This window comes from Pseudosporangium ferrugineum (genome assembly GCF_003002065.1).
GTDB lineage: Bacteria > Actinomycetota > Actinomycetes > Mycobacteriales > Micromonosporaceae > Actinoplanes > Actinoplanes ferrugineus_A.
The window spans coordinates 480,410-505,495 of record NZ_PVZG01000003.1 but is presented as its reverse complement, the minus strand read 5'-3'; the positions used below and the strand labels follow the sequence as shown (position 1 = coordinate 505,495).

At 73.4% G+C, this 25,086-nt stretch carries 23 protein-coding genes; 9 read left to right on the top strand and 14 right to left on the bottom strand.

Features of this window, described 5'->3' with window-relative positions; all coding sequences use genetic code 11:
* Window positions 1–32: 32 nt before the first annotated feature.
* The gene (locus tag CLV70_RS09660; RefSeq protein ID WP_106126030.1) at window positions 33–626 is read right to left on the bottom strand and encodes a LysE/ArgO family amino acid transporter; all 594 of its coding nucleotides are present in this window, start codon (window positions 624–626) and stop codon (window positions 33–35) included.
* 65 nt (window positions 627–691) lie between these two features.
* Between CLV70_RS09660 and CLV70_RS09655 the strand changes: the two genes are divergently transcribed.
* Window positions 692–1,549 carry a LysR family transcriptional regulator ArgP gene (locus CLV70_RS09655; RefSeq protein WP_106126029.1) on the top strand — a complete coding sequence of 286 codons (858 nt, stop codon included), beginning with the start codon at window positions 692–694 and terminating at the stop codon, window positions 1,547–1,549.
* On the opposite strand, the gene CLV70_RS09650 is transcribed toward CLV70_RS09655, so the two are convergent.
* Both CLV70_RS09650 and CLV70_RS09645 read right to left on the bottom strand, forming a co-directional pair.
* Window positions 1,550–2,098, bottom strand: coding sequence for an LOG family protein (locus CLV70_RS09650; protein WP_106126028.1), 549 nt, complete (start codon window positions 2,096–2,098; stop codon window positions 1,550–1,552).
* A gap of 1 nt (window position 2,099) precedes the next feature.
* Window positions 2,100–2,876 carry an LOG family protein gene (locus tag CLV70_RS09645; RefSeq protein ID WP_106126027.1) on the bottom strand — a complete coding sequence of 259 codons (777 nt, stop codon included), beginning with the start codon at window positions 2,874–2,876 and terminating at the stop codon, window positions 2,100–2,102.
* A 197-nt stretch (window positions 2,877–3,073) separates the two neighbouring features.
* Between CLV70_RS09645 and CLV70_RS40100 the strand changes: the two genes are divergently transcribed.
* Complete coding sequence (locus CLV70_RS40100; protein WP_170148592.1) at window positions 3,074–3,235, top strand: hypothetical protein; 162 nt, start codon at window positions 3,074–3,076, stop codon at window positions 3,233–3,235.
* Between the two features lie 4 nt (window positions 3,236–3,239).
* On the opposite strand, the gene dapE is transcribed toward CLV70_RS40100, so the two are convergent.
* On the bottom strand, window positions 3,240–4,313 hold the full coding sequence (dapE, locus tag CLV70_RS09640; RefSeq protein ID WP_106126104.1) for a succinyl-diaminopimelate desuccinylase: 1,074 nt from the start codon (window positions 4,311–4,313) through the stop codon (window positions 3,240–3,242).
* A gap of 59 nt (window positions 4,314–4,372) precedes the next feature.
* Here dapE and dapD point away from each other — a divergent pair, with 59 nt between their 5' ends.
* The 4 genes from dapD (at window position 4,373) to CLV70_RS09620 (ending at window position 13,858) form a co-directional block, all read left to right on the top strand.
* Window positions 4,373–5,320: a 2,3,4,5-tetrahydropyridine-2,6-dicarboxylate N-succinyltransferase gene (dapD, locus tag CLV70_RS09635; RefSeq protein WP_211303694.1), complete on the top strand. Its 948-nt coding sequence runs from the start codon at window positions 4,373–4,375 to the stop codon at window positions 5,318–5,320.
* A 213-nt stretch (window positions 5,321–5,533) separates the two neighbouring features.
* Window positions 5,534–6,547, top strand: a complete 1,014-nt coding sequence (locus CLV70_RS09630) for a LacI family DNA-binding transcriptional regulator (protein ID WP_106126026.1) — start codon at window positions 5,534–5,536, stop codon at window positions 6,545–6,547.
* 38 nt (window positions 6,548–6,585) lie between these two features.
* Window positions 6,586–10,239, top strand: coding sequence for an ATP-dependent helicase (locus CLV70_RS09625; protein WP_106126025.1), 3,654 nt, complete (start codon window positions 6,586–6,588; stop codon window positions 10,237–10,239).
* Between the two features lie 31 nt (window positions 10,240–10,270).
* On the top strand, window positions 10,271–13,858 hold the full coding sequence (locus tag CLV70_RS09620) for an ATP-dependent helicase (protein WP_106126024.1): 3,588 nt from the start codon (window positions 10,271–10,273) through the stop codon (window positions 13,856–13,858).
* A gap of 232 nt (window positions 13,859–14,090) precedes the next feature.
* On the opposite strand, the gene CLV70_RS09615 is transcribed toward CLV70_RS09620, so the two are convergent.
* Complete coding sequence (locus CLV70_RS09615) at window positions 14,091–14,498, bottom strand: pilus assembly protein CpaE (RefSeq protein WP_106126023.1); 408 nt, start codon at window positions 14,496–14,498, stop codon at window positions 14,091–14,093.
* Window positions 14,499–14,721: 223 nt separating this feature from the next.
* Here CLV70_RS09615 and cspE point away from each other — a divergent pair, with 223 nt between their 5' ends.
* The gene (cspE, locus tag CLV70_RS09610; protein ID WP_015625344.1) at window positions 14,722–14,925 is read left to right on the top strand and encodes a transcription antiterminator/RNA stability regulator CspE; all 204 of its coding nucleotides are present in this window, start codon (window positions 14,722–14,724) and stop codon (window positions 14,923–14,925) included.
* 418 nt (window positions 14,926–15,343) lie between these two features.
* Here cspE and CLV70_RS09605 read toward each other — a convergent pair whose 3' ends face one another.
* Window positions 15,344–16,075, bottom strand: coding sequence for a lysophospholipid acyltransferase family protein (locus CLV70_RS09605; RefSeq protein ID WP_106126022.1), 732 nt, complete (start codon window positions 16,073–16,075; stop codon window positions 15,344–15,346).
* 159 nt (window positions 16,076–16,234) lie between these two features.
* On the opposite strand from CLV70_RS09605, the gene CLV70_RS09600 reads away from it, so the two are divergent.
* Both CLV70_RS09600 and CLV70_RS09595 read left to right on the top strand, forming a co-directional pair.
* Entirely contained in the window at window positions 16,235–16,414 is a 180-nt protein-coding gene (locus CLV70_RS09600; protein WP_146164004.1) for a hypothetical protein, read from the top strand.
* 120 nt (window positions 16,415–16,534) lie between these two features.
* Window positions 16,535–17,422, top strand: coding sequence for a hypothetical protein (locus CLV70_RS09595; protein ID WP_106126102.1), 888 nt, complete (start codon window positions 16,535–16,537; stop codon window positions 17,420–17,422).
* 48 nt (window positions 17,423–17,470) lie between these two features.
* Here CLV70_RS09595 and CLV70_RS09590 read toward each other — a convergent pair whose 3' ends face one another.
* From CLV70_RS09590 to CLV70_RS09555, 8 genes are all read right to left on the bottom strand, one after another.
* Complete coding sequence (locus CLV70_RS09590) at window positions 17,471–18,409, bottom strand: ABC transporter permease (RefSeq protein ID WP_106126020.1); 939 nt, start codon at window positions 18,407–18,409, stop codon at window positions 17,471–17,473.
* Entirely contained in the window at window positions 18,399–19,172 is a 774-nt protein-coding gene (locus CLV70_RS09585; protein ID WP_106126019.1) for an ABC transporter ATP-binding protein, read from the bottom strand. The genes CLV70_RS09590 and CLV70_RS09585 overlap by 11 nt, the downstream gene beginning before the upstream one ends.
* Window positions 19,173–19,233: 61 nt before the next feature.
* Window positions 19,234–20,286, bottom strand: coding sequence for an ABC transporter substrate-binding protein (locus CLV70_RS09580; RefSeq protein WP_106126101.1), 1,053 nt, complete (start codon window positions 20,284–20,286; stop codon window positions 19,234–19,236).
* An 8-nt stretch (window positions 20,287–20,294) separates the two neighbouring features.
* Entirely contained in the window at window positions 20,295–20,708 is a 414-nt protein-coding gene (locus CLV70_RS09575) for an RrF2 family transcriptional regulator (RefSeq protein WP_106126018.1), read from the bottom strand.
* Between the two features lie 208 nt (window positions 20,709–20,916).
* Window positions 20,917–21,288 (bottom strand): hypothetical protein, encoded by a 372-nt coding sequence (locus CLV70_RS09570; RefSeq protein WP_106126017.1) that lies wholly within the window; start codon window positions 21,286–21,288, stop codon window positions 20,917–20,919.
* A 48-nt stretch (window positions 21,289–21,336) separates the two neighbouring features.
* Window positions 21,337–23,409, bottom strand: a complete 2,073-nt coding sequence (locus tag CLV70_RS09565) for an SIR2 family protein (RefSeq protein WP_106126016.1) — start codon at window positions 23,407–23,409, stop codon at window positions 21,337–21,339.
* Window positions 23,406–24,677 carry a YqgE/AlgH family protein gene (locus CLV70_RS09560; protein ID WP_106126015.1) on the bottom strand — a complete coding sequence of 424 codons (1,272 nt, stop codon included), beginning with the start codon at window positions 24,675–24,677 and terminating at the stop codon, window positions 23,406–23,408. Before CLV70_RS09560 ends, CLV70_RS09565 begins: the two co-directional genes overlap by 4 nt.
* A gap of 2 nt (window positions 24,678–24,679) precedes the next feature.
* Window positions 24,680–25,027, bottom strand: coding sequence for an effector-associated constant component EACC1 (locus tag CLV70_RS09555; protein WP_146164003.1), 348 nt, complete (start codon window positions 25,025–25,027; stop codon window positions 24,680–24,682).
* Window positions 25,028–25,086 lie beyond the last annotated feature (59 nt).

Here is a 25,086-nt window from a genome sequence, read left to right as displayed (position 1 = left end):
CTCGGACCGCACGGCGCGGCCGGGAGTGAGGCTCAGACCAGCAGGGCCACGGCCAGGCCGGCCATGACGGCTGCGATCAGGCCGTCCAGGATCCGCCAGGCGGCGGGCCTGTTCAGTACGGGCGCCAGCCGCCGCGCGCCCAGCCCCAGGGCCGTGAACCACACCGCGCTGGCCGCCGCGGCGCCGAGGCCGAACAGCCACTGGTGCGGGTGCTGCTGCGCGACCGAGCCGAGCAGGAGCACGGTGTCGAGGTAGACGTGCGGGTTGAGGTAGGTCAGGGCGAGGCAGGTCAGCAGGGTCGCGCGCAGGGTGGCGGGGGCGCGGTCGGTGGGGGTGAGGGCGGCCGGGCGGGCCGCTCGCCGTGCCGCCAGGACCGCGTACGCGAGCAGGAAAGCGGCGCCGGCCCACCGGATCACCGTGACCAACCCGGGACGGGCCGCCACGACGGCGCCCAGGCCGGCGATGCCGGCGGCGATCAGCGCCAGGTCCGAGATCGCGCAGGTCAGCACCACGGGTACGACGTGCTCCCGGCGCAGCCCTTGGCGCAGCACGAAGGCGTTCTGCGCCCCGATGGCGACGATGAGCACGAGGGACGCGGCGAAACCGGCGAGCGCGGAGGTGACCATGGCTCGACGCTAGGCCGCCGCGGTGGTGTACTCCAGCTAATGATTCTTCAGGAACTTAAGGAAATCTGATGGACGCCGTGCAGCTGACCACGTTCCAGGCGGTCATCGAGGAGGGCAGCTTCGACGCCGCCGCCCGGGCGCTGCACGTGACCCCGTCGGCGGTGAGCCAGCGGATCAAGGCCCTGGAACAGGCGGTGGGGCAGGTCCTCGTGCGCCGCGCCAAGCCCGCCGAACCGACCGAGGCGGGCCAGGCCCTCGTCCGCCTCGCCGGCCAGGTCGCCCTGCTCGAACGGGAGGCGCTGGACGCGGCGCGCGGTGCGCTGGGCGGCGGTGGGCGTACCCGGGCGACCGTGGTGGTCAACGCCGACTCCCTGCTCACCTGGTTCCTGACGGCGCTGGCCGCGGTCCCCGCCGAGCTCGCCCTGAGCTTCGACCTGCACCAGGAGGACCAGGACCACACCGCCGACCTGCTCCGCGCCGGTACGGCCATGGCCGCGGTCACCGGCCAGCACACCCCGGTCCAGGGCTGCCGGGTCGAACCCCTGGGCGCGATGCGCTACCGGGCGATGGCCGCCCCGGGCGCGTTCGCCGGCTTCGACACCACGCCGATGATCGTCTTCAACCGCAAGGACCGACTCCAGCACCGCTTCCTCGCGTCCCTGACCCGCCGCCACCTCGACCCGCCGATCCACTACGTCCCGGCCGCGGCGGCGTTCGTCGACGCGATCCGCCTCGGCCTCGGCTGGGGCCTGGTGCCGGAGCGGATCGCGGACGAGGACGTCGCCGCCGGCCGGCTCGAGGAGCTGACCCCGGGACGGCACCTGGACGTCCCGCTCTACTGGCAGTTCTGGCGCATGGAATCCACGATGCTGGCGGCCCTCACCGAAGCCGTCAAGACCGCCGCGGCCGCCGCCCTGCGCTGATCACCCGGCGAGGCTGCGCTCGATCGTGTCCAGGGCCGCGTCGATCGAGGTCGCCAGCGTCACCTGGGCGAGTGCCGCGGAGCGGACGAAGGCCGTCTCGGTGATCCCGCCGAGCCAGGACCAGAGGCCCGCGTAGAAGCCGTCCGGGTCCAGGACCACGATCGGCTTGCGGTGCAGGCCGAGGGTCGCCGTGGTCCAGACCTCGAACAGTTCGTCGAGGGTGCCGAGGCCGCCCGGCAGGGTGACGAAGGCGTCCGAGCGCTCGATCATCAGGTTCTTGCGGGCGCCCATGTCCGTGGTGACCAGCAGTTCGTCGGCGGCGGTGTCGGCGACCTCGAGGTCCACGAGGGACTGCGGGATCACGCCGAGGGTGTGCGCGCCGGACGCGCGGGCGCCGTCGGCGACCGCGCCCATCATGCCGACGCGGCCGCCGCCCGAGACGAGCGAGTGGCCGCGGGGGCCGAGCGCCTTGCCGAACGCGGTGGCGAGGTCGAGGTGCTTGGGGTCGAGGAAGCTGGAGGAGGCGCAGAAGACGCAGACGGCCGCCACGTCACCGCTTCCCGTTCTCGGCCAGCGCGGCGTCCGCCTGCACGATCATCTGTACGGCCTCGTCGACGTCGTCGGTCACCAGCAGCAGCTCCATGTCGCCCGGGCCGACCTTGCCGTCGGCGAGCAGCCGCGACTTGATCCAGTCGAGCAGGCCGCCCCAGTACTCGGTGCCCATGAGGATCACCGGGAAGCGGGTGACCTTGCGGGTCTGCACCAGCGTGATGGCCTCGAACAGCTCGTCGAGGGTGCCGAAGCCGCCGGGCAGCACCACGAACGCCTGCGCGTACTTGACGAACATGGTCTTGCGGACGAAGAAGTAGCGGAAGTCGATGCCGATGTCGACCCAGTCGTTGAGGCCCTGCTCGAACGGCAGTTCGATGCCGAGCCCCACCGACATGCCGCCGGCCTCGGTCGCGCCGCGGTTCGCCGCCTCCATCACGCCGGGGCCGCCGCCGGTGATCACCGCGTAGCCGGCCTCCGCGAGCGCCCCGCCGAGCTGCGCGGCGAGCTCGCACTCCGGGCTGTCCGGCAGGCTGCGCGCCGAGCCGAAGACGCTCACCGCGGGCGGCAGGTCGGCGAGGGTGTCGAAGCCCTCGACGAACTCGGAGAGGATGCGCAGGGCCCGCCAGGCGTCCTTGGTCTTCCACTCGCCGCGGTAGTGCGAGTCGAGCAGTTTCTCGTCCGCGGTGCTCGGCGGAATCGAATCACGCCGCAGCGTGACGGCGCCGCGATGACGCTCATGGGGTACGCGCCTGCGGCCGTTGGTGCTGTCCGTCATGGCATCCACGGTAGTGCGGACGGTCTGTAACCGGTGAATAACCGGTTGGGTTTTGCCAAGAGGATTGCGGCGTGGCGGCCTTTTTGCCAGATTGAAGCAACCGACGGTAGCCCCGCAACGTCTGTACGGTTACCGACCCCGCACGGCAGGCACGGCGTCCGGCTCCGGCCGGGCATCTCGGCGAAGGAGCCACCGTGATGACCCGTTACGAGCGAATGAAGGCACAGCGCCGCATGCAGCGGCGGATCCGCCTGGTCGTCGAGGAACGCCGCATGGCCCTGGCCCTGCCGCCGCCGGCCGCCGACCCGGCCTTCGACCCCGAGACCACGGTCGAGATCCCGCGGCCCGCCCAACCCTGAGATTTCAGTACGCCGCCAGCCATCGGTGCAGCGTGGCGGCCCCGTCCCGGATCTTGCCGATCTCCACGTGCTCGTCCGGCGCGTGCGCGAGCATCGGATCGCCGGGCCCGTAGTTCAGCGCCGGCACGCCGAGGGCGGCGAACCGCGACACGTCCGTCCACCCCAGTTTCGCCGCCGGCTCCGCGCCCACCGCCGTCAGGAAGTCGCGGGCCGGCGCCGCGTCCAGCCCCGGCAGGGCGCCGGGAGCGGAGTCGGTCACCTCCAGCTCGAACCCGTCGAAGACCTCGCGCAGATGATCCAACGCCTGTTCTTCCGTACGGTCCGGAGCGAAGCGCAGGTTGACCTCGATCGCGCACTCGTCCGGGACCACGTTGCCGGCCACCCCTCCGGCGATGTCCACGGCGCTCAGGCCCTCACGGTACGTACAGCCGTCGATGGTCACGGTGCGCGGGCGATAGTCCTCCAGGCGCCGCAGCAGCGGGCCCATGGCGTGGATCGCGTTGACGCCCCGCCAGGCCCGCGCGGTGTGCGCCCGGCGGCCCCGGGTGCGGATCCGCGCCCGCATGGTCCCCTGACATCCCGCCTCGACCACCCCGTACGTGGGCTCCAGCAGCACGGCGAAGTCCGCGACCAGCCACTCCGGGCGGTCCCGCGCGACCAGGTTCAGCCCGTTGTACTCGTGCTCGATCTCCTCCGCCTCGTAGAAGAGAAAGGTGAGGTCGTACCGCGGGTCGGGCAGGGTGGCGGCGAGGTGCAGCGCGAGGGCGACCCCCGACTTCATGTCCGCCGTACCGCAGCCGTAGATCAGATCGTCCACCACGGTCGACGGGAAGTTGTCGTGCAGCGGGACGGTGTCGAGATGCCCGGCGAGCACGACGCGCTGGTCGCGGCCCAGGTCGGTGCGGGCCATCACCGTGTTCTGCAGGCGTTCGGTGTGCAGGTGCGGGGCCTGCCGCAGGACGTCCTCGACGCAGTCGGCGATGACCTTCTCGTCGCGCGAGACGGACTCGATGTCGACCAGGGTGCGGGTCAGCACCACCGGGTCGACGAGCACGTCAGGAGTGAGCGGGTTGGCCATGAGCCGCACAGTACAGTCCGAAAGTGAAGCAGTTACCCAGCTCCGATAGGGTGCGCGATGTGAGTAGCGCGATCTCGACCTCGGCAGCCTGGGGCATCGGCCTCGCCACCGTCACCGCCGACGGGACGGTCCTCGACACCTGGTATCCGGCCGGCTACCTCGGGCTGGGCACGCTGCCCGCCGAGCCGCCGACGCTGCCCGCCGGGCTGGTCGGCCCGAAGGCGCTGGCCGGCCTCAGCACCGTCGAGGTGCGCACCGAGGTGTCGTCGCTCGCCGAGCCGATCAAGGACTCGTCGGACGCGTACCTGCGCCTGCACCTGCTGTCGCACCGCCTGGTGAAGCCCAACGAGCAGAACCTCGACGGCATCTTCGGCATGCTCGCCAACGTGGCGTGGACCTCCGCCGGCCCGTGCCCGCCGGACCGGGTCGACGAGCTGCGCCTCATCGAGCGCGCCGCCGGCCGGCACCTGAGCGTGTACGGCGTCGACAAGTTCCCGCGCATGACCGACTACGTGGTGCCGACCGGCGTCCGCATCGCCGACGCCGACCGGGTGCGGCTCGGCGCGCATCTCGCGAGCGGGACCACCGTCATGCACGAGGGCTTCTGCAACTTCAACGCCGGCACCCTCGGCACGTCCATGGTCGAGGGCCGCATCGTCCAGGGCGTCGTCGTCGGCGACGGCTCCGACATCGGCGGCGGCTCGTCCATCACCGGCACCCTCTCCGGCGGCGGCAAGGACAAGGTCTCCATCGGCGAGCGCAGCCTGCTCGGCGCGAACGCCGGCATCGGCATCTCGCTCGGCGACGACTGCGTGGTCGAGGCCGGCTGCTACATCACCGCCGGGTCGAAGCTGACCCTGCCGGACGGGCGCGTGGTCAAGGCCCGCGAGCTGTCCGGCGTCGACGGCCTGCTGTTCTGGCGCAACTCGGTCACCGGCGGGCTCGAGGCCCGGCCCCGCAAGGGCACCGGCATCGAACTGAACGCGGCGCTGCACGCCAACGACTGACCCGCTCCGGCTCGCCGCCCGACGTGTCCGGCGCGAGGCGCGGCGGGCCCTGCCGAACCGGTGCGACACCGGCTGCCGGCCCGGCAGGGGGCTCCGGCGGCTGCTGGAGGGGTTTCGCGTGACCCTTCTCCGGTACGGCCCGGCCGTCAAGCCTCGCCGGGTGCCGATTCGCGACACCCGCGGGCCGGTGAGCACGCGTGGAAGACTCGGGACATGCCTCCGCAACGGGCGACCCTGCTCCAGGTCGCACAGCGGGCCGGCGTGTCCCGCAGCACGGCGTCGTTCGTCCTCGCCGGACGCCACGTGGACATGCGGATCTCGGAGGACGCCCGGCAACGGGTCCTCCGCGCGGCCCAGGAGCTGGACTACCGGCCCAACCTGATGGCCCGCGGCCTGCGGACCAAGGTCACCCGGACCATCGCGCTGCTCTCCGACACCCTCGCCTCCGACCCGTACGCCGGACGCGCGATCCACGGCAGCCTCGCCGCGGCGGTCGCGCACGGCCACCTCCTGCTCATCGGCGAGACCGAGGGCGACGCGGTCGTCGAGGAACGGCTGATCTCGGACTTCCTCGACCGCCAGGTCGACGCCTTTCTGTACGCGAGCATGTCCACCCGCTACGTCCGGGTGCCCAAGCAGCTCAGCGGCCGGCCGGTGGTGCTGCTCAACTGCCTCACCCGGGCGGCGCGACCCACCTGCCACGCGGTCGTACCGGACGAGGTGGCCGCCGGATGGAACGCCGCGCGGACTCTCGTCGAGGCCGGCCACCGCGACGGCATCCACCTGGTCGGCGACCCGGCGGACCAGGCCTTCGCCGGGCGCGAGCGGGTGGCCGGCCTGCGGGAGGGCTTCGCCGCCTCGGGGATCAGGCTCGGTGCGGCCGTCGAGTGCTCGTGGTGGCCGGAGCCGGCGTACGAGGCGGTGCGGCGGGCGCTGGCCGGTGGGCTCGCCCCGAAGGCGCTGATCTGCCTCAACGACCGGGTGGCGCTGGGGGCGTACCAGGCGCTGCGGGAGGCCGGGCTGGAGATCCCGGACGACGTGTCGGTGCTGTCGTTCGACGACTCGGACCTTGCCGCATGGCTCCGGCCCCAGCTCGCGAGCATCTCGCTGCCGCACTACCAGCTCGGCTGGAAGGCCGTCGAACTGCTGCTCGGGCCCGCGCGGCAGCCGGCCGTGCATCGCGTACCCATGCCGGTGCGGCTCCGCGCCTCGGTCGGAAAGCCCTGACGCGGATCTTGTCGTAGGTGCGTGGTCTCATTGGTGCCGTGACCTCGACTCCCGCGGCGGTGCGCCGGCCGGCGTACCGGCTGGTGCGCAAGCCCGCACCCGCCGCGGCCGGGCTGCACGCGGACGTCCTCCAGCAGTATGTGGTGGCGCACACCGACGGGCCGCTGCTGGTGGTCGGCGGCCCCGGCACCGGCAAGACGACGGTCCTGGTGGAGGCGGTCGCGGCCCGGATCGCCGACGGGGTCGACCCGGAGAGAATCCTGGTGCTCACGTTCGGCCGCCGCGGCGCGACCGCGTTGCGGGACCGGATCGAGGCGAGGATCTCCGGGCCGACGTTCCACGAGCCGCTGGTGCGCACCTTCCACGCGTACGCGTTCGGCCTCCTGCGGCGGGCCGCCGCCGAGCGCGGCGAGCCCTCGCCCCGGCTGCTGACCGGCCCGGAGCAGGACCTGATCATCCGCGAGCTGCTCGCGGTCGTCGGCGACGAGGACGCACCCGACATCGTCCGCTGGCCCGAGGCGCTGCGCCCGGCCCTGCCCACCCGCGCCTTCGCGCAACAGCTGCGCGACCTCATGCAGCGCGCCGCCGAACGCGGGATCGGGCCGGTCGAGCTGGCCCGCCTCGGCGAGCGCCTGGGCCGCGACGACTGGCCGGCCGCCGCCCGCTTCCTCCGCGAGTACGTCGCGGTCCTCGCCCTGCGCGACGTGACCACCCGCGGCTCGACCGCCTACGACCCGGCCGAGCTGGTCCGCGCGGCGTCCGGCCTGCTCCACGACGACCCGGCCCTGCTCGAGGCCGAGCGCCGCCGCCTCGCATACGTCTACGTCGACGAGCTGGCCGACACCGACCCGGCGCAGATCGAGCTGCTGTCGCTGGTCGCGGGCGGCGGCAAACCCCTCGTGGCGTTCGGCGACCCGGACTCGTCCATCTACGGCTTCCGCGGCGCCGACCCGGAGGCGGTCACGGCCTTCCCGACCCGCTTCCGTACGGCCTCCGGCGCCCTCGCCGAGACGATCACCCTGCACACCAGCTACCGCGCCGACGCACCCCTGCTCGAATCGACCAGCCGGGTGTCCCGTCGCATGCGCGGCCGGATGCGCCACCGGGCCCTCCACCCGCCGGCCCTGCCGCAACCCGCCGACCTCCCTTCGCCCGCGCCGGCCGGCTCGGCAGGCCCTTCGCGGCCGTCCGCGGCTGCGTCCTCCGCCGCGTCCCACCCTTCGCCCGCCGGCGCGGTTCGTTCTTCGGGGGGCGGGGCTGCGGTGCCGGGTGGAGCGATCGTCTCCACGTTCCGGTCCGCGACCAGCGAGACGGCGTTCGTGGCGCACGCCCTGCGGGAGGCGCATCTGCTGCACGGGGTGCCGTGGTCGCGGATGGCCGTGGTGCTGCGGTCGACCAGCCTCCAGCTGCCGTCCCTGCAACGCGGCCTCGCCGCCGCCGGGGTGCCGACCGTGACGCATGCCGAGGACCTGCCGCTGCACCTGCAACCGGCCGTCGCACCGTTTCTGCTGCTCCTGCGGTGTGCACTGGAGCCGGAAGCGCTCGACGAGGAGGCCGCCGTCGCGTTGCTGCACTCGCCGCTGGGCGGTGCCGACCCGCTGGCCGAGCGGCGGCTGCGCCAGGGGCTGCGCGCGCTCGCCCTGGCGGCCGGGGACCGCCGCCCCTCCGGCGAACTGCTCGTCGACGCGATCCGCGACCCGGCCGGCCTGGACGTGGTCGAGCGGCGGTGGGCGACGCCCGCGCAGAACGTCGCCCGGCTCATCGCCACGGCGCGCGAGGCCGCCGCCGCGCCCGCCGCGACCGCGGAGCAGGTGCTGTGGTCCGTCTGGCGGGCCAGCGGTCTCGCCGAGCGCTGGTACGCCCTGAGCACCCGCGGCGCCCCGGTCGAACCCGGCAGCGAGGGCGGCCGGGCGCGGCAGTGGCGCGCGGAGGCGGCCGACCGCGACCTCGACGCCATGGTGGTGCTGTTCGACGCGGCCGCCCGCTTCGTGGACCGGCTGCCCGGCGCCCGCACCGAGGTGTTCCTGGACCACGTCCTCGGCCAGGACCTCCCCGCCGACTCGATCGCGCCCTCCGCCGACCGGGGCGACGCCGTGCGGCTGCTCACCGCGCATGCCGCCAAGGGACTCGAGTGGGACGTCGTCGTGCTGGCCGGCGTGCAGGAGGGCATCTGGCCCGACCTGCGGTTGCGGGGCAGCCTGCTGGGCTCGGAACGGCTGGTGGACGTGCTCGCCGGCCGGGCCGCCTCGGGCGCCGCGGCGGTGGTCGGGCAGACGTCCGCGCTGCTCGACGAGGAGCGCCGGCTGTTCTACGTGGCGACGACCCGAGCCCGGCGCCGGCTGATCGTGACGGCGGTCGCGTCGGCGAGCGTGGGCGGCGCCGACGGCGAGGAGCAGCCGAGCCGCTTCCTGACCGAACTCGGCCTGCCCGGCCGCCGCGACGACGACCCCCCCGAATCCCCGCCCACCGACCCGGACGACCCCGGCCCCGACGCCCCGGACGACCCCGGCCCTGACGCCCCGGGCCCGGACGCCCCGGGCCCGGACGCCCCGGGCCCTGACGCCCCGGGCCCGGACGACCCCGGCCCCGACGCCCCGGACCGCGACCCCGACCCCGGCGGCTCCGAGGAGCGGGCGGGCGACGACCCCGGGCCGGCGGGGCTGCATGAGCTTCTCGACGTGCAGGACGAGGTGCCGGTGGGGCGGCCGCCCCGGGCGCTCACCCTGTCCGCGCTGGTCGCCGAGCTGCGTACCGTCGTCATCGCGCCGGAGGTGTCGCCCGCCCGGCGGCATGCCGCGGCCGCCGAGCTGGCCCGGCTCGCCCAGGCCGGCGTTCCCGGCGCGCACCCGGACGAGTGGTGGGGGTTGCGGCCGTTGTCCGACGACCGGCCGCTGGTCGACGAGGGCGAGCCGGTGAAGGTCACCCCGTCCGCGATGGAGAGCGCCCTGCGGTGCAGCCTGCGGTGGCTGCTCGAACGGCACGGGGGCGCGGCGCCGGCCGGGCCCGCCCAGGGCGTCGGCAACCTGGTGCACGCCGCCGCGATGCTCGCCGAGGACGCGAACGCCGACCGGGAACGGCTCGTCGAGTACGTCTCCGCCCGCTTCGACGCGATCGAGCTGGCGGCGCGCTGGCTCGCCGGGCCCGAGCAGGAGCGGGCCCAGGGCATGGTCGACAAGCTGCTGCGGTGGCTGGCCCGCAACCCGCGGCGGCTGCTGGCCATCGAGCACGAGTTCACCGTGCGGCTCGACGACCCGAACCGGCCGATCCAGCTCACCGGGCGCGTCGACCGCCTCGAGGTGGACGAGCAGGGGCGGCTGGTGGTCATCGACCTCAAGACCGGCAAGAGCACCGCCGTGTCGGCCGGCGAGGTCGAGGAGCACGCGCAGCTCGCCGGGTACCAGGCCGCCGTGGACGCGGGCGCCTTCGACACGCTGACCGAGGGCGCGGAGAGCGGCGGCGCGGCCCTGGTGCAGCTCGGGCCGGCCAAGGAGGCACGCGAGCAGATGCAGCTCCCGCTCGCCGAGGCGGAGGACCCCAACTGGGCGTACGCGATGGTCCGGCGCACTGCCGACACCATGGCCGCGGCCACCTTCTCGGCGGTCGCCAACGCCAAGTGCCGGGTGTGCCCGGTGCGTACCAGCTGCCCGATCAGCGGCCAGGGCCGCCAGGTCGTCGAGCCCGGCCCGGCATGACCCGCCCGAGAACCCCCGCGGGCGGGGCGCGATGACCCAGCCCAGCCTCTTCACCGATGCCGCGCCGCGGCCCCGGCGCCGCGCCGACGCCGGTCCCCGCTACACGCCGCTCGAGCTGGCCAGGCTGCTCCGGCTGCACGCGCCGACCCCGGAACAGGCCGCGATCATCGCGGCGCCGGTCGAACCGGTCCTGGTCGTTGCCGGTGCCGGGTCCGGCAAGACCGAGACGATGGCCTCGCGGGTGGTCTGGCTCGTCGCGAACGGGTACGCCCACCCCGACGAGATCCTCGGCCTCACGTTCACCCGCAAGGCCGCGGGGGAGCTGGCCCATCGCGTACGGACGAGGCTCGGGCAGTTGGTGCGGCGCCTCGGGCAGCAGGACGCGCTCGCCGGTGAGCCGACGGTCGCCACGTACCACTCGTACGCGGCCCGAATCGTCACCGAGCACGGCCTGCGCGCCGGGTACGAGCCCTCCGTGCGGCTGCTCACCGAGGCCGCCCGGTGGCAGATCGTCGACTCGCTCGTGCGGTCGTACACGGGAGAGATGACCGGCCTTAACCGCGCGCCGGGCACGGTGACCGACGACGTGCTGGCGCTCTCCGCCGAGCTCGCCGAGCATCTCGTGTCCCCGGACGACCTCTCCGCCTGGACCGGCCGCTTCTTCGCCGAGGTGCAGTCCCTGCCCGGCCGGGTCTACAAGGACGTCACCGACGCGCTGCTGCGCCAGCGTCAACGGCTCACCCTGCTGCCCCTCGTACGCCTCTACGACCAGCGCAAACTCGACCTGGAGGCGATGGACTTCGGCGACCAGCTGGCCCGCGCCGCGCTGGTGGCCCGCGACCATCCCGAGGTCGGCGAGATCGAACGCGGGCGCTACAGGATCGTGCTGCTCGACGAGTACCAGGACACCAGCCACGCGCAGGTCGTGCTGCTCAACGCGCTGTTCGGCGGCGGCCACCCGGTCACCGCGGTCGGCGACCCCTGTCAGTCGATCTACGGCTGGCGCGGCGCGTCCGCGGGCACGCTCGACCGGTTCCCCGCCGAGTTCACCGGCCCCGGCGGGCGCGAGGCGTGGGTGCTCAACCTGACCCGGAGCTGGCGGAACCGCCCCGAGATCCTCCAGGTCGCCAACGCCCTCTCGCGGCCGCTGCGGGCCGCCGGCGCCCGGGTCGCCGAGCTCATCCCGGCCCAGCGCGTGGCCGAGCGCGTCGGGGGACGCACGGTGGCGTGCGCTCTGCTGAACACGTACGGGGAAGAAGCGCAGTGGATCGCCGACTCGATGCTCGCGGCGTGGCGGTCGGCGGCCCGGCTGCCGGACGCGCTGCCCGGCGACATCCCCGTCGACAAGCGCCCGACGAGCGCCGTGCTGGTCCGCGTCCGCAGCCAGATCCCGGCGATCGAGGAGGCGCTGCGGGCCCGCGGCCTGCCGGTCGAGGTGGTCGGCCTGGGCGGCCTGCTCGACACCCCTGAGGTACGCGACGTCGTCTGCACGCTGCGGGTGCTGGCCGACCCGACGGACGGCGCGGCGCTGCTGAGGCTGCTCACCGGTGCCCGCTGGCGGATCGGGCCCCGCGACCTCGTGGCCCTGCACCGCCGCGCCCGGGCCATCGCCGCGGCCCGGGTGGCCGGCACCACCGGCGGCGCCGACGACCCCCAGCGGATCGTGGGGGACCGGCTGGACGACGCCACGCTGGTCGAGGCCATGGCGGACCTCGGGGCGCCCCAGCAGTTCTCGCAGGAGGGGTACGCGCGGCTGCGGGCGTACAGCAGGGAACTGGCCGAATTGCGGCACCGCCTGGACCAGCCGCTGCCGGACCTGGTCGCCGACATCGAGCGCACGATCGGCCTGGACGTGGAGGTCGCCGTGCGCGGCTGGGGTGCCGGCGACGCCGGCCTGGCCCGCGGCCACCTCGACGCCCTCGGCGACGTCGCGGCCCGGTACGCGGGCGACACCGACGGCGGCACCATCGCCGGCTTCCTGGCCTTCCTGGCCGCGGCCGAGGAGGAGGAACGCGGCCTCGCCCCCGGCCAGGTGGACGTGGTGGAGGGCGCGGTCCAGATCCTGACCGCCCACGCGGCCAAGGGGCTGGAATGGGACGTCGTCTCGGTGGCGGGCCTGACGAAGAACGTGTGGCCGGGCCTCACCCGCGGCTCCGACAACTATCTCGGCGGCATCGGCGTCCTGCCCTTCCCGCTCCGCGGCGACGCCTCCGGCCTGCCGACGCTCGACCTCGCCGAGGCCGTGGACCAGAAGGACGTGGCGGGCGCGCTCACCGCATTCGGCCGCGCCTGGCGCGACCATGACGTACGCGAGGAGCGCCGGCTGGCGTACGTGGCGGTGACCCGGCCGCGAAGGCTGCTGCTCGCGTCCGGCTACTGGTGGGGCGACGGGGTGAAGCGCCCCCGCGGTCCGTCGGTGTTCCTGGAGGAGATCCGGGCGTCCTGCGAGGACGGCGCGGGCACGGTGGACCACTGGTCACCGGAGCCGCCGGGCGACGCCACCAACCCGTCGGCGGCGCTCGTCGCCACGGCCGAGTGGCCATCGGACCCGCTGGGCGGCCGGCGGCCGGCCATGGCGGCGGCGGCGGACCTGATCCGGCGCATGATCGCCGCCCCGACCCCGGAGGACGCGCTGGCCTTCGCCGACCTCGCGGAGGCCGACCCGGAGATCGCCGAGCGCGCCGGCCTGGCGGCGGACCTGACCGGCCTCGGCCCCTCGGCCCCCGCCGCCGGACCGACCGCCGCCGCCGGGCCGGGCTCGGCTGGCGGGGCAGGCTCGTCCGCGGGGCCGGGCTCGGCTGGCGGGCCGGGGTCGGCTGGCGGGCCGGGGTCGTCCGCTGGGCTGGGCTTGGCTGGTGGGCTGGGCTCGGCTGGTGGGGCGGGCTCTGGTGCGGGGCCGGCCTTCGACGGCGATCCGGACATCGTGCGGTGGCGGTTGGAGGCGAGGTTGCTGCTCGCCGAGCGGGAGGAGCGGGCCCGCCGCGACGGCCCGCTGGAGGTCGCCCTGCCCGCCCACCTCTCGGTGTCGCAGCTGGTCGTCCTGCGCCGCGACCCCCAGCTGCTGGCCCGCTCGCTGCGCCGCCCCCTGCCGCAGCGCCCGGCACCGTACGCCCGCCGCGGCACGGCATTTCACTCCTGGCTGGAGCAAAGGTACGGCTCGGTCCGCCTCCTCGACGTCGACGAGCTGCCCGGCGCGGCGGACGACGACGCGGCCACCGACGACGAACTGGCGGCGCTGCAGGAGGCATTCCTCGCAGGAGAGTGGGCGGAGAAGACGCCGGTGGAGGTGGAGGTCCCGTTCGCGACCACGGTCGCCGGCGTGGTGATCCGCGGCCGGATGGACGCCGTCTTCGCCGAGCCGGGCAACCGCTACGACGTGATCGACTGGAAGACCGGCCGCCGCCCCGCCGCGGCGGACGCGGCCGCGGCGGCGGTCCAGCTCGCCGCCTACCGCCTGGCCTGGGCGGCGCTCGCGGAGGTGCCGGTCTCCCGGGTACGCGCGGGCTTCCACTACGTCCGCGACGGCGTCACCGTGCGTCCGGTGGATCTGCTGGACGCGGACGGCCTGGCCGCCCTGATCACCGACCTCCCCGAGCCCGGCACCACCGACCAGTCCTGATCGGCGTGTCCCGCGGCCTGGCCGTTTCGCCACGGCCCAGGCGAGTCCCGCGGCGCGCGGCGTGTCCCGCGGCGTGCGCGAGGGCGGCCCGCGGCCCGCGGCGGGTCGCGCGGCCTGGGTGGGCGTGTTCTCGCGCATGGGCGTGTCTCACACCGCGGTGTGTCCCGATCTCGGCGGCGTGTCTCACACTCCGCCGCGCGACGCCCGTGTCTCCCCGGCCCGGCCCGGCTTGTCACAGCCCCGCGGCGGCCAGGAGGTGGAGCAGGGCGGCCGCATATGCCTCCTCCGGCGACGGCGCGGGGAACGTACGGTCCTCGCCCAGCAGGGTGACGTCGACCCGATAGCCGGCATCCGTCCTGCTCAGAGCCCGGAACGTCGCGCCGAGCAGCTCCCGCAGCTGGTCCTCGCGGGGCAGCCACAGCGCCTCCTCGAGATCCACATCGTCGAGCGCCCACTCCGTGGTGCCGTTGAACCCGATCACCTGACCGTCGGGTACCGGGTACACCTCGATCGTCATGGTGCTCAGCACGAAGATCTCCTCGTCCAGGTCCCGATCGGGGATGGCGAAGTGATCGCCGGGGCCGGGCTTCCAGGCCAGTCCCGCTTCTCTGAGCTGCCGTGCCACTTGTACGCCGATCACCGCCGGCCCTCCCTGTCCGTGCTAGGCTCCCACCGTTGTGTCAGTTTGGTTCCCAGTACTCAGGAGCGCCTGTGGGGAAGTCTGCCCCAGGCGCTCTTTGTCGTAACCCGGGTTCTCCGGTACGGGCGATCAGTACGGCGACACGAGTCCCGCAGAAAACGGGTCTTACCACCTCGTTCCGGTCCATAATGGCCAGGAGCGATCGACCGTCGAGGAGACGAGCATGGTTACCGGCGTTGTGAAGTGGTTCAACGCGGACAAGGGCTTCGGGTTCATCACCCCGGACGACGGCGGCGCCGACGTCTTCGCCCACTTCTCCGCGATCCAGACCTCCGGCTACCGCAGCCTGGACGAGAACCAGCGCGTGGAGTTCGAGGTCACCCAGGGCCAGAAGGGCCCGCAGGCGGCCAACATCCGCCCGCTCTGATCTCAGCTCTACGCTGACACACCGGCGTCGGTCCCCCACGGGGGCCGGCGCCGATGTGCTTTTCCGGCCTTCGATCGCCCGGTCCGCCGCCGCGCGCAGGCCCTGAAACGAAGGTCCACCGCCCCCGGAACCCGCCACGCCAACCCCCGCTCGCCGCGCCCGGCCCGCGCGATGCCCGTTCGCCGCGCTGCCCGGCACGCGTGTTCTTGGCGGGAGCGATGCTGGGCAGCGCGAGGCCCGGTTCCCACGAGCCCGCCCAGGCGTGAGCCCGCGCAGGCGTGAGCCCGCGCAGGCGTGAGCCCGCGCAGGCGTGAGCCCGCGCAGGCGTGAGCCCGCGCAGGCGTGAGCCCGCCCAGGCGTGGTGCTCGGCCGCCGCGGTCTCCCGAAGGCGCGATGCCGGCCCGCGCGGGTTCGGTGCTCAGGCCTCCAGGCGGGCCGGGTCGCCGACGTCCTCCGGGCGGGGTGCCGTGCCGCCCAGGTGGGCCGGCAGCCACCACCGGTCGTCCGGGCCCGACGGCTGGTCCGGGTAGGCCGCCTGGGCCTCGTCCAGCAGCCGGGTCAGGCGCCGGTGCAGCTCGGTCGTCGTCGCCTCCGTCGTGGTGGCGTCGCCGGTGGGGATGGGTTCGCCGATCTTGATGATGACCGGGACGTGCCGCTTGGTCAGTTCCTTCTTGCGGCCCTTGGTCCAGAGCCGGTGCGGGCCCCAGACCGCCATCGGGATCAACGGTACGGCCGCCTCCTGCGCGAGCCGCGCCGCGCCCGACTTGAGCTTCTTGACGGTGAACGACTCGCTGATCGTCGCCTCGGGGAAGACGCCGACGACCTCGCCGTTCCTGAGGGCCGTCTCCGCCTCGTGGAAGGCCGCGTTGCCGGCCTTGCGGTCGACCGGGATGTGGCGCATGCCGCGCATCAGCGGGCCGCTCACGCGGTGGTCGAAGACCGACTTCTTGGCCATGAAGCGTACGAGCCGGTCGGCGGGCTGGGCGCCGAAGCCGCAGAAGATGAAATCGAGGTAGCTGACGTGGTTGCTCGCCAGCACTGCCCCGCCGGCCGCCGGAATGTGGTGCGCGCCGTCGACCTGGATCTTCAGGTCCAGCACCCGGAACAACGTCTTGGCCAGGCCGACCACGGGGGGATACACGATTTCCATTGGGTCACGGTACCGGCGTGCGATGAAACTTACCTGGGAGGAATGCAACCCGTCCGGGGTTCGAAGCGTCTTATGGGTGACTGCGCCGAGCCGTTCACTGGTCCACGCTGAGAGGACCGAGGGGTACGGCACTGCCTGGGAGGCCCTCTTATGCACACCATGTCCGGACGTCGTGAACTGGCGATCGTGTTCGCACTGGCAGTGCTCGGCCTCGCCCTGGTCGGCGTGGTGGCCTTCGCACCCTGGTACGGCTCGGTCAGCTACGGCGACATCGGCCCCTCGGTCATCGAGACGATCCCCCCGGCGCTGGGCGGCGTGCAGGCGGCCCTCGTCAGGTGAGCTGAACCGGCCGGCCGGGAGGCACGGCACGGAGCCCCGGACCGCGGTGAGGTGTGCCGAACGTCCGTTTGCGCGTCGGGCGGTGACCCATGACGCGCGGTCGTGGTGTTCACTGGGATGATGTCCGAGGGCACCCAGACTCCCACCGCCTGGTCGCGGCCGGGTGGCCCGTGGGCGTCCGGGACGGTGACCGCTCCCGGCGTACCCCCGCTTCTGCCGCCTCCCGCCGCGCCGCCGCAGCCGCCCGGCGATGACGGGCCACGACGGCGCCGGCGGCAGATGTTGATCTTCGGCGGGGTGGCCGGGGCGATTCTCGCGATCGGTCTGACCATCATCCTGATCGTGGCGCTCACGTCGGAGGGCGACCCGTTCGGCCGCAAGGCGTCCGGTCCCACCGAGGTGCGCCCGCCGCTGGCGCAGATGTGCCCGGCCCCGACCGTGCCGCCGAGCGCGGGCCCGACCGCCCGGCCCGGTCAGGTGCCGCCGGCGACCGGCGAGCGCACCACCGACGCCGAGGCGGGCATCTCCTACAAGAAGTACGGCGACCCGTGGGTGCCCTGGGACACCACGTGGCGGGCGGGGACGCTGGAGGTGCCGTACAAGGTCGGTCAGCACTTCGTCACCGAGGAGTACAGCGGTGGCTCGTACCATGCCTCGATCCTGTCGGCCGCGGTGCCGGCGGCGGACAACGACGCGGTGACGCTCGACCTGGAGTGCGTGGGGCGGCAGGTGGCGGCGGACGTGCGCGCCGAGTATTACCCGCAGCCCAACCAGCTGGAGCCGCTGCGCGACGAGATGACCACGCTGGGCGGGCGGCCGGCGTGGCTGAGCGAGTTCCGGCTGCACTTCCGGGCGCCGGGGCTGTCCGCGACCGAGGAGCTGTCCGCGGTGGCGATCATCGACGTGGGGAAGCCGACCGCGGCCGTGCTCTACGTGTCGATCCCCGGCACGCACAAGCAGTTCGACTACGTCGTCGACGACGTCCTGAAGTCGGTCCGGCCGCTCTGAGCAGCGCGAACGGGCCCCGCGTGCGAGGCCCGTTCCACGTCCGGCGGGTCAGGAGCCGGTCAGGCCCCACCGCTTGCGCAGGGCGTTGTCCGCGGCGTTGAAGAGCACGTCGATCAGGATGCCGATCACGAGCACCACGATGATGAACGAGATGACCAGGCTCGACTCGTTCAGATCACGGGCCTGCTGCATCCGTACGCCGATGGACAGCGCGCCCGGCACGATCACCAGGAGCTCACCGGCCATCAGGCTCCGCCAGGAGAAGGCCCAGCCCTGCTTCAGCCCGGAGATGAACGACGGCAGCGAGGCCGGCAGGATCAGGTGGCGGTACTTGGCGAAGCCCTTCATGCCCAGCACCTGCCCCACCCGCAGCCACGTGCGCGGGACGTAGTCGATGCCGCTGATCAGGCCGTTCGCCACCGAGGGCGCCGCGCCGATGACTACCACGAACATGATCGCGCTCTCGCTGATCTGGAACAGCAGGATGGCCAGCGGGAACCACATGATCGACGGCATCGTCTGCAGGCCGGTGATCAGCGAGCCGATCGCCGCCCGCAGCGGGGCGAACCGGGAGACCGCCGCGCCGACGACCGTGCCGATCAGCACCGCCAGCGCGAAGCCGGTCAGCGCCCGGATCATGGTCAGGCGTACGCCGTCCCAGAAGTCCGCCGTGGTGATCAGGCCGCCGAGGTCCTCGAAGACGGTGGCGGGGCCGGGCAGCACGTACACCGGCTTCCACTCCGCCCAGACGACCAGCTGCCAGGCGAGCAGCACGATCGCGACGGCGAGGAGCTTGGGCCACGCGCTGCGCCAGATGCGTACGCCGAGCGCGCCCTTGTCGCTCCGGCCGCCGAGCTCCAGAGCGTCGAGGCCGGTCACCCGGTCGGCGGCGGCGAGGTCGGTCCGCGGCTGCTCGGCCGGTGGCGGGGTGGTGTCCTGGGCGACGCCGTCGAGTCCGGCGCGGGCGGACGGGAACTTAATGGGCATGACGGGCGACCTCCGCGCGGAGCCGATCGGTGATCTCGGCGGCCTGGCCGGCCACCTCGGGGGAGTCGATGCGCCGGGGCCGGTCGTGGGTGACCGGGAAGTCCTCGATGACCCGGCCGGGGCGGCTGCTGAGCAGGATGACCCGGTCGCCGAGGCGCACCGCCTCGCGGACGTTGTGGGTGACGAACAGGACGGTGAGCTGCTGCTCGCGCCAGATCCGCTCCAACTCGTCGTGCAGGATGTCGCGGGTCATCGCGTCGAGGGCGCCGAACGGCTCGTCCATCAGCAGGATGTCCGCGTCCTGGGCGAGGGAGCGGGCCAGGGCCACGCGCTGGCGCATGCCGCCGGAGAGCTCGTGCGGGCGCTTGTGGCCGAAGTCCTTGAGCCGGACGACCTCCAGCAGCTCCTGGGCGCGCCGCTTGCGTTCCGCCTTGCCCACGCCGCGCAGGCGCATGGGCAGCTCCACGTTGCCGGCCACCGACAGCCACGGGAACAGCGCCGCCTCCTGGAACATCAGGGAGACGTGCCGGCCTCCGATGTCGAGCGTGCCGCCGCTGATCCGGTCGAGGCCGGCGACGAGCGAGAGCAGCGTGCTCTTGCCGCAGCCCGACGCGCCCAGCAGACACACGAACTCGCCCTTGCGCACGGTCAGCGAGACCTTGTCGAGGGCGAGGAGGGCGTTGGCGCCGGAGCCGTACTGCTTGGAGACGTGATCGAGGCGTACGACCTCGGTCTTGAGATCGGTCGCTTCCGCGATGCTCATGATGGTTCTCCGCAGGTGAGTGCCGGCCGGGCCCGCGTGGCGGGCCCGGCCGGGCGGCTGATCAGGAGGAGGCGGCGTCGCTGACCTCGGGCTGCCCGTCGGCCTTGAGCAGCTCGTTGAGCGGGCCGAGGTCGTAGATCCCCTTGAGGTCCACCGGCTTGAGCAGGCCGACGTCCTCGGCGTGCTTGGCGCTGGTGAACAGCGAAGACGCGATCGGGTCGTTGGTGAAGGTCAGGTTCTTGAACGCGGCGGCGAGGATGTCGTCCTTGAGCGGCTTGCCGGACAGGGCGGCGAGCTGCTCGTTGGCGGCCTTCTGCGCGCCGGCGGTGTCGGTGGCGATGAGCTTCTCCGCGGCGATGTGGCCCTGGAGCAGCTTCTTGACCGTGTCCGGGTGCTCCTTGAGGAACTCCTGCTTGACGATCAGGTGGGTGGTCACGAACTGGCCGTTGGGCCACAGGTCCTTCTCGTTGACCAGGATCTTGCCCTTGGACTCGAGCACCATCTTGCTGAGGTTGGGCTCGGGCACCCACGCACCGTCGATCGCGCCCTGGGCGAACGCCTGCACGGCGGTCGCGTTGTCCTGCGGCAGCACCGAGACGTCGCCGCCGCCCTGCTGGTCGGCGGTGAGGCCGTTCTCCTTCAGCCAGGCGCGCAGCGCGACGTCCTGGGTGTTGCCCAGCTGCGGCGTGGCGATCTTCTTGCCCTTGAGGTCGGCCGGGGCGTTGATGCCCGCCTTCACGACCAGGCCGGCGCCGCCGGAGGTGCTCCCCGCGATGATCTTCAGCGCGGTGCCCTTGGAGGTGGCCCAGCCGTTGATCGCCGGGTTCGGGCCGATGTACGTGGCGTCGACCGCCCCGGAGAACAGCGCCTCGATCGCCGCGGGACCGGCGTTGAAGGTCTTGGGTTCCAGCTTGGTGGTGCCCAGCGCCTGCTGGAAGAGGCCGTTCTTGACGCCGACCAGCGCGGGCGCGTGGGTGATGTTCGGGAAGTAGCCGAGGCGCAGGGTGGTCGCCTCCCCGCCGGATTCCGAGTCGTCGCCGCACGCGGTCAGGGCGGTGGCGGAGACAAGGGCGGCGGCAGCGAGGGCAAGCGCACGGAGAGTGCGGGAGCTCATGCTCACTCCTAATTCGTGGGAATCGCGGAAACGGTGAGTTGGGCGAGGGTCCGGTGGTTCACGACTCCCTCGATGGCCTCCTCCACCGCGAGCCAGACGTCCTTCAGGCCGGTCGCGACCCCGTGGTACGTCGTGGTCGTGGTGGGCAGGCCACGAACGGTGGTCAGCGCTCCGCCGACGGCCCGGACCACGTCGCCGACGGTGATCTCGTCGGCCGGCCGGGCCAGGGCGTACCCGCCGTCGACGCCCCGGTGACTGTGCAGCAGCCCGGCACGCCGCAGGTCGAGCAGGATGCCCTGGAGAAAGCTGAGCGGGATGTCCTGGACCGCGGCCAGGCTGGCGGCCTTGACCAGGTGGGGATGGTCGGCGGCGATCGCGAGCATGGCCCGGACGGCGTAGTCGGTGCGTGCCGAGACGTACACGGGGCATGTCCTCTCGGTCCGGTGGAGCGCAAACTCTGCTTTCTCTATCTGATGGATGGGAATAGTGGACGAGGTAGGAGGCGTGCGTCAACCCCGAACCGCATGATGGGAAGGGCAGGTCACCCGCGCCGGGGAGGCCAAAAGCGCACGAAAGTAACCGTTCGGCCGAGGGGCGGGCCGAACGGTGGAGGCTTGCCGTGCTGAGGGGTCAGGCGGTGGCGGACCAGGCGGCGGCGGTCTCGAGGAGGGCCTTGACGCAGGCGTCGTTGCCCTCCGACAGGCGCAGCACGCGGGCCGGCACGTAGCCGGCCGGGTCGACCTCGCGCAGCCAGGCGGCGGCCAGGGACGTGCGGTTGGCGGTCTCGAAGACGGTGATGAGCTCCGCGGCGGCTGCCAGGCGGCGGCGGGCGGGGGAGTCCGGCCGTGCCGGGCCGGCGAACCAGGACTCGAACTGGGCCACGGAGTCCGCGCCGGCGAGGTACGCGGTCAGCTCGCTGCCGAGGACGGCGACGCACAGCTCCGCGTCGTCGCCGGCGGTCGCGGTGTGGTGTCCGGCGCGGTCCAGCACGGTGGCGGTCATGACTACGACGCTAACGCCCGTACGCCGCCGCGGCGACCTCCGTGGCGCCTAGCGAAGAAAAAGGGCGGTCACCCGGGCGGCGAGGTCGTCCAGGACCGGCTTCCCGTCCTCGATCGCCGCGACGAACGCCGCCCACGAGTCGAGCGGGAAGTCGTCCGTCTCGAGCACCGGCTCGTGGTTGAGGTAACCGGGCAGCAGCAGGGCGTTGTGGAACAGCCAGGGGATGTAGCTGCCCTCGACGTCCCAGCCCGGCAGCTCCCGGGTGCGGTGCAGGTGCCGGCTCAGATCGTCCTGCGAGGACCAGCGCAGCATGTGCGCGTCGTGCTTCAGATTCTTGATGTACGGGTTGTAGAGGTGCCCCGGCCCGTTGCCGAACGTCTGCCGCCACTGTGCCCACAGGATCGCCTCGTCGCGGCCGCCCAGCGTCATGACGTCGTTGGTGGCGCTCTCGAGCAACATGCTGTTCAGGTACGGCCAGAGCGTCAGCGGCGTCAGCAGGTTCTTGGCATCCGTACGCAGCACCGACTGCACGATCGGCCACGCGTTCTTCTCGAGCTCGTCCCAGGAGGTCAGGTTGGGTACGGCCTTCGCCGCGGCGAGCAGCGCGTAGAGCGACGGATTGCGTTCCCCGTAGAAGGTGCGGGCCACCGACCAGGGGTCCGTGGGGCGGAGCAGGGCTTCGGGCGTACCGGCGGCGGGGTGGCGGTGGCCGCGGTCGAGGAACTCCGTGAGGCTGACGAAGGTGCGTGCCGCGCCGTGCCCGGTGTGGTCTATCCAGCGGTCCAGGTCGGCGAGGAAGCCGGAGTGTGCCTCGTGGTCGCGGGAGCCGACGTCGTCGACGCAGACGCGTACCTCCACGCCGAGGCGGGCGAGGGCGCCGGCCACGAACGCCTGGACCATGTGGATCACCGAGGCGCGGGCGCGCAGGCGTACCGGCCACAGCAGCCGGATCGGCTGCACCGTGCCGCGCAGCTGGGTCACCCAGCCGAACCGGCGTTCGAGCTGGAGCAGCAGGCCGGGCACGTCGCGCGGCGGTTCGGTGCCGGGCTGGGAGACGAGCTGGCGTTCCCAGTTGTGGTGGCGTACCCGGTTCTTCAGTCCGGTGGCGCGCGGCGGCACCGGCACCTGGGCCCGCTCGGCGAGGGCCGGGAACAGCCGCTCGGAGTCGACGCCGGGGAAGCACTCGACCGCCGTGCCGGTGCGGTCCCGCAGGCGTTCCGCGGTGCTCAGGGCGGTGGCGGCGTCGGCGTCGTTGAGCGCCCACAGCACCCGCAACGGCCGGGTACGCGCGACCGCCGACGCGATGGTCCCGGCCCAGTCGCTGCTGCCGATCACGCACACCGTGTCGCCGCGGATGAGGTCGGCGGTGGTGGCGACCAGCGGCGCGTTGTCCGCGATGTGCGCCGGATCGTGCAGGAGCTGCGGGCCGCGGACGTGCAGGGTGGGGCGCCAGAAGCCGTGCACGTGGAAGACGCGTACGGCGCCGTCGGAGCCGCCGGCGTGCCCGAAGCGGCCCCGCGCGTCCAGCGGCAGGCTGACCGCCCGGCCGCCGGCGTCGCGGATCGCGATCTCCAGCAGCGGGTCGAAGTTCGTGGTGAGCACCCGGTGGTCGAACGCCTCGGGGATGCGCGCGAGCAGGTGGCCGAGGGCCTGCACGCCGCGCGGCAGGTTCCACGAGAAGCGGTCGTTCTCCACGCCCTCCGCCACCCCGCGTTCCAGGCGCTGGCCCAGGCCGTGGGTGGCCAGCGGCGACTCCATCGGGTCCGGGGCCGCGTACGCCTTCAGCACCGCCTGCTGCGCGATGACGTCGAACGCCTCGCCGGACACCCAGTCGGTGAACACCCGCCGGTACGCCCGGTACACCTCGACCGGCGCGGCGCCGACGAGCTCGGCCCGCGCCTGGGCGAGCGCCCGCTCCAGCGCCCCGTCGTCGTTGCGCCCGGCGGCGTAGCTGTCGGCGATCTCGAGCACGCCCGGCACCCGCGGGATCACGCCGGCGGTGACGCCCGAGCCGACCAGCAGGGTGATGTGGTCGGCGTCGTGCAGCGCCACGGTGAGCCGGTCGAGCAGCAGCTGCTCGCCGGGGCTCAGGTCCTCGCCCGCCGGCTCCGGCGCCGTCATCGGCCCGCCTGCAGGGACTGCCACAGCTCGCCGGGACGTTCGGTGAACACCTGGCGGGAGGTGTGCCGGCTGGCGATCAGCGCACCGCGGTCCAGGTATTCCTCCAGCTCGCCGGCGCGCCAGCCCAGGTAGCCCACGAAGACGCGCATCACGTCGACGCTGTCGGAGACGTCCTCCGGGTTGCCGGAGAGGTGCAGCGTGCCGAGCCGGTCGCGGACCGGCGTGAACCGCAGTGGCGTCGCGGCGCCGGCGCGCAGCAGGGTCACCACGATGTAGCCGTCCTGGGCGACCGGCCCGCCGTGGAACAGCATCACCGGGTTGCGCAGCAGCCGCCGCCACGACGCGGGGAAGCCGGCCGGCAGCTCGCCCTCGGGCTGGGTGATGCACACGCCGAGCGCGCCGGTCTGGTTGTGCCGCAGCACCAGCAGCGCCCGCTGGCCGAGGTCCTCGTCGACGAACCAGGGCGCGGCGTAGAGCACGCTGCCGGCCAGGTTGTGCCGGGGCGCGGCCACGTTGTGCACCAGCGGCATCTCGCCGCCGGAGTCGCGGGCGCGCAGCTCCGGGCGCTCGTACCCGCGGCGCAGCATGGCCCGGCGTACCGTACGCCAGACGGTGTGGACGGTCAGCGTGGCCGGCGTCGCCTCCGGCGGCGGTGGACGCAGCCCGTCCCGCAGCAGCCGGATCAGTTCGCCGGTGAAGGCGGTGTGGAGCTCGCCGCGCGGGGCCACGGCCGGCCGGTTCGCGGGCGCGGAGACCAGTAGGCAGGTGCCCTCGGTCTCGGCCTTGTCGGCGACCGCGTCCGTGCCGGTGGTGTCGCCGCCCAGCTCCGCGCCGGCGCGCCCGGAATAGCAGCAGTCCAGGATGATCACCCGGCGCCGGGCCCGGGTGTCCGCGACGGCGCGGCGGATCCATTCGTACGGTACGCCGCGCTCGTAGGGCACCTCGGGGTCGCAGCCGGGCAGCCCGAGGATGAGGTTGTCGTCGTCGGCGTCGACCAGCCCGTGCCCGGCGAAGTAGACCAGCAGCAGGCCGTCCCGGCGGGTCGCGGCGGCGGCCTTGCGGATCGTGCGGCTGACCGCGGCCGGGTCCTCCGGATCGAGCAGCACGTGACAGTTCTCCGCCGGGATACCCCACAGGTCCTCGCTGCGCAGCAGGTCGCGCAGGTCGGTCACGTTGCGCTCGGCGGCGGGCAGCTCGAAGAGCCTCCGGTACGCCGCCACGCCGATCAGCACGACCTGCGAGCCGGCCGGATCCGCCACCTCGGTCATGGTTACCGCTGCTCGCGGTCTTCGAGCCGCTGGAGGGCCGCGGTCAGGGCGCGGTGGTCCTCCGCCTCGATCCGGATGACCGACCCGTCGGGGCCGGTGTGCACGATCGTCACCCGTGGCGAGGGCCGCCGCGAATCCCGCCAGGACGCCACCGCCAGCGCCAGCTGACCGGCGGAGAGCCCGCTGCCGATCACCAGGGTGAGCACGTCGAGCAGGGTGCCCATGGTCTCCGGGTCGCCGTCGCGGCCCCGGGCGAGGCGCCCGTCGACCCGCACCGCCTGCTCGCCGCGCAGCCAGCGGTGCAGCGACTCGGCGTCCTCCGTCGACGCGCACTCCAGTCGCAGCTCCACCGGCATGGATTCCCCCGTCGATATCGATGCATTTAATGACGTCGTGGACTTCGCCCCGC